This window comes from Desulfosporosinus sp. I2 (genome assembly GCF_000960765.1).
GTDB lineage: Bacteria > Bacillota > Desulfitobacteriia > Desulfitobacteriales > Desulfitobacteriaceae > Desulfosporosinus.
In genome coordinates, this window is the sequence record NZ_JYNH01000125.1 from 1 (window position 1) to 13,626 (window position 13,626).

Here is a 13,626-nt window from a genome sequence, read left to right on the forward strand (position 1 = left end):
TAATCTTTTTGGCTGTTTAGGCCGGAATTACATATTAGCATTTTCAACTCTCGTTGTCAACAACTAATTTGTCACCGTTAAGATTAAGTTCCCTCTGCATATACTTGCTTTAGTCGTTAATTTTGCGGCACTTGGATATATTAACATCTGAGAACTGCGTTGTCAACCGTTTTTTATTGCAAATTATAAAATGTTTAAATTAACAAAATATCGATTATCAGACAAAAACAAGTACCGAACAACGATCTAACTAATCAATCGTATTCGGTACCTGTATATAGACATTGAAAGATCTTAGTGAACTTTTATCAGATAATAGTTTTTCTTGCCACGGCGAGTGACTAGATATTTCCCATCTAAACATTCCAGTTGGGAAACTGTTGTCTCTACTTTTGTATGCCGAATGTCGTTAATATAGATGGCACCGTTCTCTATCGCCTCTCGAGCTTGACGTTTTGAAGAAACTGCTCCCACTTGTACTAATAAATCAACTAGACTGGTTTCAGGGTCTTCAACGGTTGTCGAAGGCACGTCACTGAAACCCTCTTCCACTTCAGTAGAAGTCAGATTCTCCAAACCTCCCCCAAAAAGTGCTTTTGAGATTTTTTCTGCCCGATCGAGCGCCTCTTGTCCGTGAACCAGCCTTGTCATATCGATAGCTAGAGCTCGCTGTGCGCTTCTCTTTTCAGGTTCATTTTCTACCCCTCGTGCTAATTCCTCAATTTCTTCCATTGATAAGAAGGTAAAGTATTTCAAGAACTTAACAACGTCTTGGTCATCTGTGTTTAGCCAAAATTGATAGAACTTGTACGGTGACATCTTTTCAGGATCGAGCCAAACTGCTCCTGATTCCGTCTTTCCGAACTTCGTACCATCACTTTTTGTGACAAGTGGTAACGTTAGACCGTAAGTCTCTTTTTCCTGCTGGACGGCAGTCCGTCGAATTAAATCAATTCCAGCGGTAATATTACCCCATTGATCACTTCCACCAATCTGCATCTCACAACCATACATTTCGTTGAGTTTTAGATAGTCGTAAGATTGAAGGATCATATAACTAAACTCTGTAAAGGATATCCCTTTAGTCATGCGGGATTCTACCGCATCTTTGGCTAGCATAGCGCCCAAGGGAAAGTTCTTACCAATATCACGAAGGAACTCAATGACTTGAAGAGAGCCTAACCAATCATAGTTATTTGCGAGAATTGCAGGATTTTCTTGAGCTTCAAAGTCTAAAAAACGGCCCAACTGATTTTTTATCTTCTGTGCCCACTGTTCCACAACCTCTTTAGGGTTTAACGTCCGCTCAGCAGCTTTACCACTTGGATCCCCGATTAACCCAGTTCCACCTCCCACCAAAGCAATCGATTTATGTCCCGCAAGTTGGAACCTTCTTAAAACTAAAAGTGGAAGCAAATGCCCAATATGCAAACTATCTGCCGTTGGATCGAATCCACAGTATAAAGCAATCGGACCTTTCTCTAACCTTTTGCGCAAGGCCTTTTCGTCTGTGTGTTGATAAATTAGCCCCCGACCTTGTAACTCCTTAAAAATATCCATACATTATATCCCCCTTTGTTAATGATAATCGACGTGATCGTTATTTTGATTCCTCATTCCAAAGTCTTCCTAATGCTTTTCTAGAAATAAAGAAAACTTGGCTGGTGCCAAGCCTTGCGAAGGCGGCCGCCTTAGTTGCCCTTATGCTTCCAGAAAGTATATAACGAAGTTATACTTTCTGACTAGTACGAGGAAAAGTCCCCCAACCCAAGGTTGAGGGACGAAAATACTTCCGCGGTACCACCCACATTGAATCCGTAATAAAACGAATACCTGCTTCATCAGCGATAACGAGCTGATCCGAGAGTTTTCTAACTCTAGTCCTGAGGTGTAACTCTTGGTTTCTGGGTCGATTTGCACCTTACATCGACTCTCTTCAGCCGTTCACCAAGTTTCTTCTCAATCATACATTTGCATTATCCGTTTCATTGACCACATTATACAATTTCCCCGGCAAGCTCGCAACTCTCTTTATTCCAAAAATAGTTTGGTTTGATTCATACTTTATTAGTATTTCCTTGTCTTTGCAAAAGTATGATATAATTCAGGAAATCAAAATAGTTTTCTGGCCTCAATTCATTTTTAGGAGGTTTTTATTATGTCATCCCAAAAACCAACGGGTCCTAAGCGCCGTAAGCGCTTATCCAAACTTCGGATAGCTTTGAAATTATTGATGGTTTTTATTGTTATTGCCATGCTTGGAGTAGCGATTTTTGTTGGAATCGCTGCAGCGAATACTCCTAAATGGGATCCAATGTCACTTGATGATAAAAAACAGACCTCGTACGTTTATGACAAAGACGGCACCGAATTCGCTTTATTACACGGATACGAGAATCGTCAAACAGTTAATTATTCCGATATTCCTGATCTTGTTAAGGATACGTTCATTGCGGTAGAAGATAAGCGCTTTAACCAACATATTGGTGTTGACCCCATTCGGATTATCGGCTCTGCTCTTAACGATATTCGCTCCAGAAGCGCTAAAGAAGGGGCAAGTACCATTACCATACAACTTGCTCGGAATGCCTTTATCGATGATCCAACGGCCAAAAAATTTACTCGAAAAATTCAAGAAGCAGTCCTTGCTATCCAACTGGAACGAGAATACACAAAAGAAGAAATACTTACATTTTATCTTAATAAAATCTTTCTAGGCGAATCGTCGTTTGGAATCCAAGCCGCTGCCAAAACCTATTTTGGCAAAGATCTTAAGGCTTTAACACCTGTTGAAGTGGCTCTTTTGGCCGGTTTACCTCAGGCTCCTAGTCAATATAATCCTTATATTCATCCCGAATCTGCAAAAAATAGGCGTACTACTGTGCTTGGGGTTATGCGGGATGCTGGAATTATCTCCGCGCAAGAGTATAACGATGCAAAAGATACCCCGTTTACCTACGTCGAGACCATGAAGAAAGAACGCGGCGGCGCTGAAAAAACCGCAGTGTCCACTACAAACTATAAATTCCCCTATTTTGTAGATTACGTGATTGAAGAATTAGAAACTACCTATAATTTAACTCCTGAACAAATCTACAGCGGTGGTTTACGGATTTATACGACGGTTAATCCAAAAATCCAAAGTGCAGCAGAAGCTGCTTTTGCTGACCCAGCCAATTTTCCCAAAAGCATTGATAACACAAAGATCGAAGGGTCCATAACCATTGTAGAGCCCTCAACCGGTGATATTCAGGCGATGGTCGGTGGAAGAGACTATACGCCACGGGGACTGAACAGGGCTTGGCAATCCAAGCGTCAACCTGGTTCAACGATTAAACCATTAGTTGTCTACGGACCCGCCCTCGAGAAAGGTGGATACTTCCCTGGCACCGTTCTTGACGATATGCCAGTAACCTATAATGGCGGAAATGGCAAATCTTGGTCACCTACTGACTTTGATACTATCACTAAAGGCTGGAAGGGCTTAATTACCATGCGCTATGCGCTTGAACAATCCGTCAATGTCTATGCCGTTAAACTTATGAACCTCATTGGGGTTGATTACGGTTGGTCGTTCGGGAAAAACAATCTTGGGCTTCCTCTTGAACCCGAAGATAAAGTCTTGAGCCTTGCTTTAGGGACTACCCATGTAACCACCCTAGACATGGCATCCGCCTATGGGGTTTACGCTAACAATGGCGTTAAAGTAGATGATCATGCAATTGTAAAAGTATTAGACGCTAAAGGGAATACTTTAATTACCCCGAAAATAACCAAAAACCGAGTTATGAAAGAAACGACTGCCTATCTGGTCAACAGTATGTTACGAAGTGTCGTGACCAACGGAACAGGCGTTAGCGCTCGAATTGGGAACTGGGCTGTAGCAGGTAAAACTGGCACGACCTCATTGGACCCTGATAAATATGGTAATAAATCGGGTAATCCCGACGCGTGGTTTGCTGGCTATACTCCCAACTATGCTGGGGTCGTTTGGATGGGTTACGACTCTGACCCAGACGGTCAGCATTATTTGCACAACGTTTATGGGGGGAGTTATCCTGCTCAGATCTGGAAGAAAGTTATGACGGCAGCCCTCAAGGATCTCCCTGTTCAAGCACAATTTGAACAGCCTTCGGGGATTATCAGCGGCTCCTTTGATACTAAATCGGGACTCCTTCCCAGTAGTTTAACTCCCTCGGAATTCGTCGCTACAGAAATTGCAGCCCAAGGGGATTTTCCCACTCGGGTCAGTGACGTCTGGATTCAAAAAGCGGTCGATGCAGATCATCCGAATATGTTAGCGCCCCCAAGTTCAAACAACTCTATAACTAAGACTTTCTTAAACTTACCCAATCGCGATGCCTCATGGCCATGGCCATCCAACGAAGCGCCCTACCGACCACCAGTTGAGTCGGCTCCTGACCTAATTCTTGATCCCATCCTTGGTGCTGATCCATTGGCACCTCCACAAGATGGCACATCCCAGGTGACGCCAATTCCTGCGCCAATCCTTGGGGAAGTCAAATACGATCCGAAAACCTCTCAGGTGACCATCCCGATCACTAACCCGTCAGGAATAGAAAAATATTCTACAATTATCTATATTCAACGTCCAGGTCAGCCTGCAGGAAGCATAACCGTTAAGAATTCAAAGGGATTCCTTTCCTTCTCACTCGTAGTAAACGACGAAGCCCCTATCCCAGGTTCCTACTTCTTCAGAGCTTCTTTTCAAAAATCAAAAGAGTCAGCGGTCGGACCGTCCTCGAATATCGTTAAATTAATCCTAACTTAGGATAAGCCCAAAATAAGGGGCGGTAAAAACTTCTTTGAGTTAATTACCGCCCCGATTTATTTAAGAACTTTGTTTATATACTATATAATTAGAGGATTATTCACCAGCTAGGGGTGAATAATCCTCTAATTGAAAAAAGATCTATCTTATTGAATTTACCTGAGTTCTACAACCGTCACCCCAGAGTCCCCTTCTCCATATTCCCCGATCCTGAAGCTCCGCACATGTGGATGCCCTCTCAAGAAATCCTGAATTCCTGCACGCATAGCCCCGGTACCCTTGCCGTGAATGACGTAAATCAGACCGATTCCTCCGAGTACGGCGTCATCAAGATACTTGTCTAAGGCTTCAGTACCCTCCTCAACGAGCATTCCTCTCAGGTCAATCTCACTGCGAATCTCCTCCGCTTTTCGAATTCCAATCCCCATTTCCCGTGAATATTTAGGTTTGGGTTTTTTCTCTTCCTGCGCTAATTTCAATTCTGACAGCGGCACCATCACTTTCATAATGCCCGCTTGAACTAAGACGTCTCCATTAGCATTGGGAAGTTTAACAACTTGCCCTTTCTGCCTAAGCTTTGTCAACTGTACCGTCTGCCCAAGCATGATCTGATCAGCCGACAATTCACTCCCTGCGCGTTTTACTGGTCGGCCCTGATCTAGCTTCGTAGAAATTCGACGGAAGCCTTGACGGGCCTTTTCAATATCCTGTTGCTGTTTTGTCTCTTTTTTAAGAGCCGCTTTTAGCTCCTCTATTAAAGCATCTGCTTCACGTTTAGCTTCCCTGATGATTTCGCTGGCTTCATCCTTCGCTAAGGCTAGCAAGAGTTCGTACTCTTCATCTAAACGGACCGACTTTTCTTCTAAAGCCTTACTTTGTTTCTCGAGCGCTTGCCTACCTGTTGTAGCTTTTTGCTTTTCTAATTCGATTTCTCGGTGGGTTTCTCCCAAGTTTTCGATGAGATCGGCCACCTGCATTTCCCGTTCCGTCACAAAGGAGTTGGCTTTTTCCAAAACTTGCTCACTCAAACCCAACCGGCCGGCAATCGTAAAGGCATTACTTTTCCCGGGTATTCCTATTAACAACCGATAGGTTGGCCGTAAAGTTTCTGTATCAAACTCCACTGAAGCGTTCTTAACTCGTGGAGTTTCGTAAGCGAACGTCTTTAATGCACCATAGTGAGTCGTCGATACCGTTCGACAGCCTCGTTCATGAAGTTCCGACAAAATCCCCATCGCCAAGGCTGCCCCTTCAGTCGGATCGGTCCCCGCTCCCACCTCATCGAGCAAAACTAAAGACCGTCCGTTTGAACGATTAATGATCTCTACGATGTTTTTCATGTGCCCAGAAAAGGTGCTTAAGGATTGCTCGACACTTTGTTCGTCCCCAATATCCGCGAAAATCTGGGTAAATACCCCCATACGCGAGTCGCTTTCCGCTGGAATATGAAGACCCGACTGATTCATGGCGGCCATAAGACCGACTACTTTAAGGGCCACTGTTTTTCCACCAGTGTTGGGCCCGGTAATCACTAACGTATCAAAATCAACCCCTAATTCTAACGAAAGCGGAACCACCGTTCCACCAATCAGCGGGTGCCTGGCCTGGACCAACTTTATTTGTTGCTCTGAAATTAATTCCGGAGCACCTGCGTTCATCGCAACACTTAAATGCGCTTTGGCAACGACTAAATCTAGCCCAGCTAAGGCTTCGTGAATATCCGCAACTGCATCCGCACGTACCTCAATTTGAGCGGAAAGCATTTGAAGAATTCGCTGGACTTCACGTTGTTCTTTTAAAATCACCTCGCGAAGCTCATTGCCCAACTGAACTACTGGCATAGGTTCAATAAACAAGGTTGCTCCGCTTGCTGACTGATCATGGACAATACCAGGAAATGCCGTCCGATATTCCTGCTTGATCGGTACTACGTAACGGTCAGAACGCTGGGTAATAATAGGGTCTTGAAGCATCTTCTGATAGCTCGAGTTGCGCAAAGTGCCCTCTAAGCTTTCTCGAATACGGTTCTGTAGACGACTTATGGCTCTCCTAAAGTCTGCTAATTCTGAGGAAGCATTATCCGCGACCTTCCCATCTTCCGAAATGCAACGGGAGATTTCATCCTCAAGATCTTTTTGTGGTTCAATAGGTAACGCGATATCCCATAACCCAGTAAACTGCTCTCTGAATTCCAGAAGCAGTTGTTTTATTTTCCGTCCTACTCCTAACGTATCGCGAATCTCAAGGAGTTCCTCTCCATGAATCATTCCTCCACGTAAACAGCGCTCAAGATAGGGACGAATTTCTTTGGCCCCACGAACTGAGAAAAGGGGGTTTCCTCGCAAAAGATCCTTTCCCTCGTCTGTTTCCTGTAGTCTCAAGCGAACCGATTCCAAATCAACAAAGGGTTCCAAGCCAATGGCCAGTTCCTTTGCTCTTGGAAGGATACAATAATCTGCTAAACGTGACAACACCTTTGGAAAGTCCAGTTTATTTAGGACTTTATTTTCTATTCCCATAGTTCCTCCTCAATTCAATAAAACCCATTATCAAAGAAACACATATTACTTAGAGCACACCGCGGAAGAAATGCCCTTTTGTAAATCCCTCTGGGAAAAGAGAGGTTAACTCATTCATCCCCTCATCTGACATCCATGTAGCCCTTTTGCCATCATGTAATGTATCCCAAGCTTCACTAAACAAACGAACAATCTGTCGAACTTGCCCAGGAGTTTGCCGAGTTAATTGAAGACGAACGGATGAAATCCCCATACGCCGAATTTGGGCAAGCTCTTCAAATAGATTAAGAATCTTAACATTAAAAAGATGCATCCGACACTCCTGGTCAGTCTCCACTGGGAAATCATAACGCATGCGATCGCGCAGATAGTGCGGTTCTTTTACACATGTTCCAGCGCAGTGATCTCCTTTTTTCCCGCCTAGCGTTGCCCCCACGGGGCAGTATTCGCTCACCATCATCTCCAGATCTCCGAACACTAGTAGCTCCACCCCCGGCCATTTGGCTAAAGGACCAAGTTGTTCGTGGTGTAGTTCGGGAGAAAGCGTCACCGCTTTAGCGCCCTGCCGTATAAAGTAAGCGAGGCTAGCTTCATTAAACACATTTAAGGAGTAATCTACTTCAAAGGCCCAATCCGAATCTACGGCCTTCAAGATCTCTAACTCTCCGAGATTTGCAACCATAAGGTTCGGTTTTTCTGCCCATCCACTCGCCTTTTCCAGTTCCCCTAAGAGACGTTCACTCTGACCCTGATTTAAGATGCGGGGTAACCTCCATACACAATCAATTCCCTGCTTACGGCACCTTTCAAAACTACTTCGAATTTCCTCGAGAGAAAACCCTCGTCGAGAACGCCAATGTTCCCCACCAATGAGGACACGCTTCGCTCCCGCTTGGATGGCAGCCTGAAGTGTTTCCGGATCGCTCACAGCCACCGATATCTGAGGAATAATGCTTTTGATAGTTTGTAAATCTGCCCGTTCTTCCCCTTGACGGTGTTTCCAGCGCTCTACCCTCTGACGATACGTTTGTCGGTCAACTGTTTGCTTAGGCTTGTCCTGCAGTAACTCTTCGATCGCTAAGCGACGCATTTCATTTAAGTCGCTCACTGGAAGCATGATGCCATCATCAATCTCTAGCTCCAATTTATCAAGCCAAAAAGGGGTTGTCCCTAATCGCCCTAACTGTTGGAAGGCATACTCCCAAGTCAGGGGCCTTTTCAATGCCTTTTGAGCTGGGTTCGTTGAATAAACAGTGACGCTGTGCTCGTTACCTATGACCTCTAAACACAATTTTTTCCCCTTCATGCCCAGAAAGACGCAGGGCCAACGGACTTTTGCGTTGCTCTCGCCCCTCTTGAAAACTTTGCCGAGCCTTTTCCATCAATAAGGCGTCGTTAGTCTTGAAAACTCGGTCTCCCGGCTGAGCTACTCCGGAAAATTCAATCTGTACAGTCTCACCGGGTAATCCTTCAGTAATCACTATTTGGTCCTTCCAGATCAGTCCAACGGTAACCCCTTCTCGCCCACGACCCGTCCAAAATTCGATTCCATCCCCTGGGTGTAGTGCGGCCTCCAGTTTAAGCGATAACCGCCCGGCTTCTAGGCGAGTCACTCGTCCGAGACGTGTACCCCGATTATTAGGTCGGCTATAGCTCATAAGCTCTGCGCCGAGGTTTTCTTTAAAATACCCGCTTGTAAAATCTCGATTAAATACCTGTAATAATTCCTGATGCTCTCCTGGGGTTAGCAAAGGGGCAGCTGCACTACCTTCTTGCCGATCTACGACTCCAATCCGGTCTATTGCTTGCCGATAGAGCCGTATCACAGTTGCTACATATTCTGGCCGCTTCATTCTACCCTCGACCTTTAGAGAATGAACGCCAACTTGCTTTAACACTGTCAGTTCCTCCGCTAAATTTAAGTCCCGAGGGCTTAACAAGTGTTCCCCTGTGCTTTTCTGGATTAAAAGGTTCTCTTTTCTTTCATTAACTAGCTGATACGTCATCCGACAGGGTTGAGCACACGTGCCGCGATTTCCACTCCGTCCACCGATAAAACTCGACATCAAACATTGTCCAGAATAGCCGATACAAAGTGCACCGTGCACAAAGACTTCAAGATCCAGAGGCGTCTGTTCAGCAATTGCTTTCATTTCAGCCGCCGAGGTCTCCCTTGCCAACACTACTCGGTTAAAGCCAAGGGATTCAAGATGCTGGACTCCCCAGCTAGTATTCACCGTCATTTGTGTGCTCGCATGGGTTTCCATTTCCGGAAGAATCATATGAATTAATTCTGCAACCCCAACATCTTGCAGGATCACAGCATCGACACCTATTTCGTATAAAGTGTAAAGATAGTTCAACAGTTCTTGAAACTCTTGATCAGCAATGAGAATATTAACTGTCACATACACTTTAGCCTGTCGTTCATGAGCATAACGAACGGCTTTTTGCAGCTCTTCTATGTCAAAATTTGCAGCACTTGCCCTTGCATTAAAACTTTTCCCTCCCAGGTAGACCGCATCTGCACCATTTTCTACCGCAGCTTTGAAGGCCTCAAAGCTGCCTGCAGGGGCCAAAAGTTCCAGAGCTCGGGATTGATTGTTTTTGATTTCATCCATTTAATTGTTACTCTCCCATTCCGGTCACTAGGTTATTAAACCAACATCGTGCGCTGGCTGTGGACAATAACTCTATTATAATTGTTTAACTATAATTTGTACAATTGGGGCTTTGTAGAAACTCTTTCACAAATAGCTGATGAAATAAACCATTAGTTCCCTGAAAATGATTTTCATGTGCATAGTAAAAAAAGCAGTGTACTTGTTATTGTACAATGCCTTCTTTTCACTTATAGGTTTTCAATCTGCCAGTCTATGGGGGTTTTTCCCTTGGAGCTTAAAAAATTATTTGTTTTAGAAAAGGGCTTACTCCCTAAAAAGCCGCGAGATGCTGAGAGAGGGCTAGGGTGAGGTGATTTTATGATATAGTGGTTCGGGTTAGTTATTATGCCCATCTTGGAAAGAGCGTTGTTTCCCCATAGTATAAATACCATCGGATCCTGTCGCTCGTTTAAAAGAGTAATCACCTTATCTGTGAATGTCTCCCAGCCCTTATTCCTATGCGAGTTTGCCTGGCCAGCGACAACGGTCAGTGCTGTATTTAATAGAAGTACTCCTTGATCTGCCCATTTTTTTAAATAGCCATTATTCGGAATAAAGCAATTTAAATCACTCTTAAGCTCCTTAAAAATATTGACTAAGGAGGGTGGTGGAGCTATTCCTGGTTTAACGGAAAAACTAAGCCCGTGGGCCTGATTAGGTCCATGATAGGGGTTTCTATTTTTATGTATCTTTCATCATACACATGATTATCAACCTATTCCCAATGTATATTTTATAATAATATATGCACATCATTATGACAAATTAGTTTATAAAAAGGTGCAGCATACTCTTTTTATAAATATAAAGAATTGTTCATACACCATTATATGTTTCAATTTGCCAATCAACCGACTCTATCCCATTGGCTTTCAAATATTCATTTGTCCTGCTGAATGGCTTACTTCCAAAAAACCCTTTATATGCGGACCGTGGACTTGGATGTGGAGCTTCTAAAATCAAATGTTTTGGATTTGTCAGCATGCTTCTTTTCCGTTGTGCAGGAATTCCCCATAATAAAACCACAAGTGGTCTATCTTGTTCGTTTACTGCATGAATTACAGCATCCGTAAACTGCTCCCATCCTTTTCTTTGATGTGAATGAGCTTGATGAGCTCGCACAGTAAGGACAGTGTTCAGCAATAAAACGCCTTGATCCGCCCATTTTCCTAGATAACCGTTGTCGGGGATTTTACAGCCTAAATCATCATATAATTCTTTGAATATATTAATTAGTGAGGGTGGAATTTTTTGCTGTGGCATTACTGAAAAACTTAATCCATGAGCTTGATTTTCATTATGATATGGGTCTTGTCCAACCAACAAAACTTTAACTTTAGCTAAAGGTGTGTAATTAAATGCGTTAAAAACGTCGTCCATAAGTGGATAAATCACATGGTTTTTATATTCTTCGATAATGAATTTATATAATTTGGTGTAATATGGTTTATTTAATTCTGTGCCAATTGCATCGATCCAATCATTTTGGATCATGTTCATAAATATTCTCCTTTATCGATTTTTCACATATGAGTTTTGCTCTTAATTTGTCGCCATCATACGGGGCCTTTCCCATTGCGCATGTGAATTCCTCCGATTCCTTTATGGATATCGAAATTTTCTTTATCCTCTATAGCTTTCAATTTATATCCTTTTCGTTTCACGGCCTTTCGCAATCTCTTACATTTATCCCATTGGTTTAACCATGAATTTTCGGGCAATAATTTTTCTATTTTTCTCCAGTGTTCGCTTGGCAATGATTGTCTAGCGACACTTGAATGAATAATTTCAAATGCAAAACCAACAATATACAAAGGAAATGTACTTTTTGACTGTAAAATAACAGGAAAATAGAACAATGCAATTGTCATCTTATCTTCATCTGACACTATAGAAATATTAATTTTATCAAAAATTTGAATCCATAATTTATCATTCATTTTCGCCACTGAATAAGAGTAAGGATCTGTAATCTCCAACATCATAATAAGCTGTCGATAATCCAATTCATTGTATTTTGTTTCAATAGTCTGCACACAATATTTATCATGTTCTTTACAGACTTCCTTAATAGATTCGAATTTTTCACTCGCAAGTATTCTAAATCCTAATAAGTAATCTACAAAAATATTAATGGATTTTTCACCATATAAACCGTATAATTCCTTTCCGAAATCAAACAAACTATTGTCCAAAACTATAGTTAATATATTGTCTATCAAATCGACTCTTTTCATTTGATTTTTTAAACATTGTAAAATTTCTTGTTGGAATCCCCTAGATTGCTTCCATATTTTTTCACATTGCGCAAAAGCAGGATTTAATGTTATCAATAGACTACACATATCTAATTCCATATCCGTAAAGTCTTCAAACATCTCTTGTGGAATTGTATTTGCGTATATTTTTAACATAGTTTCGCCTATATTACTTGTTTCATTTTTTAAATACCTAACTAGTTTTTTAGAGTTAATACTATCTAAAATCAATCCTTGATTAATTAATTTTTCAAGTTGTACCGAATTAACTGTAAGCCACTTGCATCCAACAAGATATACTAGCACTTTTAATGAATTATCTTCACTTATCCATTCGCGAAATTCATTAGCACTATACAGCTCTATAAATAAAGACCCTTGTTCCTCTTTTTCATTTGTTGGAAATATCTTTTCAATAATATTTAACCCCTCAGCAATATTTAAGCAACGTATTTCTGCTTTAGCTCCAACATATAATTTGACAAACTGAACTAAAGATTCACTGCGTAAATATTGTATGCCAAACTTGCTTCTGAATTTATTAATATCCTCCCATGCATCCTTAAGCTGTAGTTCACATGCTTTAACAACCCAAACTGGGAAAGTTTTTATGTCACTAATTTCTTTAAGCACATTGCTTTCGTCTTGTATTCTCAACACATTATTTAGAATACGTCTTGGTACAACTTGCAGACTCAATATGTCTTTTTCGAATTTTCTGATAGCCAAAGAACCTGTTGAAAATGAGAACCCTTGTTTTAAATCGTTATTTTGACGAGTCCATAGATTTATAATCTCTTTTGCATAATCATTCGAGTTATCCGCCAGAATTATTGCAGGTGACTTATTTCCCCATATTGCCCATATCAAATATTGTAATTTTGCATTATCCATGTTAATAGAATTACTATAATCCCGTATTTCCAAGAATATTTGTTTATTATAACTCAAAAAATCTATTGAGTTACTTGGTCTGCAAAACATATTAATTAGTTGATAAATGTCAACTCCGATTGTACGTAGATCACTAGGCTCGATTAGTAATGAATGTGTCCACACACATCCTGGTCGCTCCATCTCGTCAGCATACCAAGTATAACTCAGAACGGCCTTATGATCCTCTGGTAAAAAGTATCCTGTATAATATTCCTTAAATCCACTTTGAATTTCAGGACCTGACAAATCACTTAAAATTTCCATTTTTAGTTTAGATTTCTCTGAAAGCTTTATTGATGATGCTACTAAATGGTGTCCACTAGCATATCCATGTAGAGTTTGTTCGATCAAAATCGAATTATACACCATTTTCTCCACCTACTATCATATAAATAGGCAACGTAATATCATTGCTAATTTCCCCATAATTATTTTCTACAAGTATTCTTTCCATGGGT

At 41.7% G+C, this 13,626-nt stretch carries 7 protein-coding genes and 1 pseudogene; 1 reads left to right on the forward strand and 7 read right to left on the reverse strand.

Going from position 1 to position 13,626, the window contains the following annotated elements:
* Positions 1-294: 294 nt before the first annotated feature.
* Entirely contained in the window at positions 295-1,560 is a 1,266-nt protein-coding gene (tyrS, locus tag UF75_RS20225) for a tyrosine--tRNA ligase (RefSeq protein ID WP_045576366.1), read from the reverse strand.
* A gap of 598 nt (positions 1,561-2,158) precedes the next feature.
* Here tyrS and UF75_RS20230 point away from each other — a divergent pair.
* Entirely contained in the window at positions 2,159-4,792 is a 2,634-nt protein-coding gene (locus UF75_RS20230) for a PBP1A family penicillin-binding protein (protein ID WP_045576367.1), read from the forward strand.
* Positions 4,793-4,947: 155 nt separating this feature from the next.
* Here UF75_RS20230 and UF75_RS20235 read toward each other — a convergent pair whose 3' ends face one another.
* From UF75_RS20235 to UF75_RS20250, 6 genes and pseudogenes are all read right to left on the reverse strand, one after another.
* Positions 4,948-7,311 carry an endonuclease MutS2 gene (locus tag UF75_RS20235; protein ID WP_045576368.1) on the reverse strand — a complete coding sequence of 788 codons (2,364 nt, stop codon included), beginning with the start codon at positions 7,309-7,311 and terminating at the stop codon, positions 4,948-4,950.
* A gap of 49 nt (positions 7,312-7,360) precedes the next feature.
* Complete coding sequence (locus tag UF75_RS30405) at positions 7,361-8,617, reverse strand: DUF3656 domain-containing protein (RefSeq protein WP_242860362.1); 1,257 nt, start codon at positions 8,615-8,617, stop codon at positions 7,361-7,363.
* Positions 8,580-9,932, reverse strand: coding sequence for a peptidase U32 family protein (locus UF75_RS30410; RefSeq protein WP_242860363.1), 1,353 nt, complete (start codon positions 9,930-9,932; stop codon positions 8,580-8,582). Before UF75_RS30410 ends, UF75_RS30405 begins: the two co-directional genes overlap by 38 nt.
* Positions 9,933-10,162: 230 nt before the next feature.
* Positions 10,163-10,651: pseudogene (locus UF75_RS27560) on the reverse strand (uracil-DNA glycosylase); the annotation flags it as partial.
* Positions 10,652-10,790: 139 nt separating this feature from the next.
* Positions 10,791-11,474, reverse strand: coding sequence for a uracil-DNA glycosylase (locus tag UF75_RS20245; protein ID WP_045576369.1), 684 nt, complete (start codon positions 11,472-11,474; stop codon positions 10,791-10,793).
* Positions 11,475-11,530: 56 nt separating this feature from the next.
* Entirely contained in the window at positions 11,531-13,519 is a 1,989-nt protein-coding gene (locus tag UF75_RS20250) for a hypothetical protein (protein WP_156146537.1), read from the reverse strand.
* Positions 13,520-13,626: the final 107 nt, after the last annotated feature.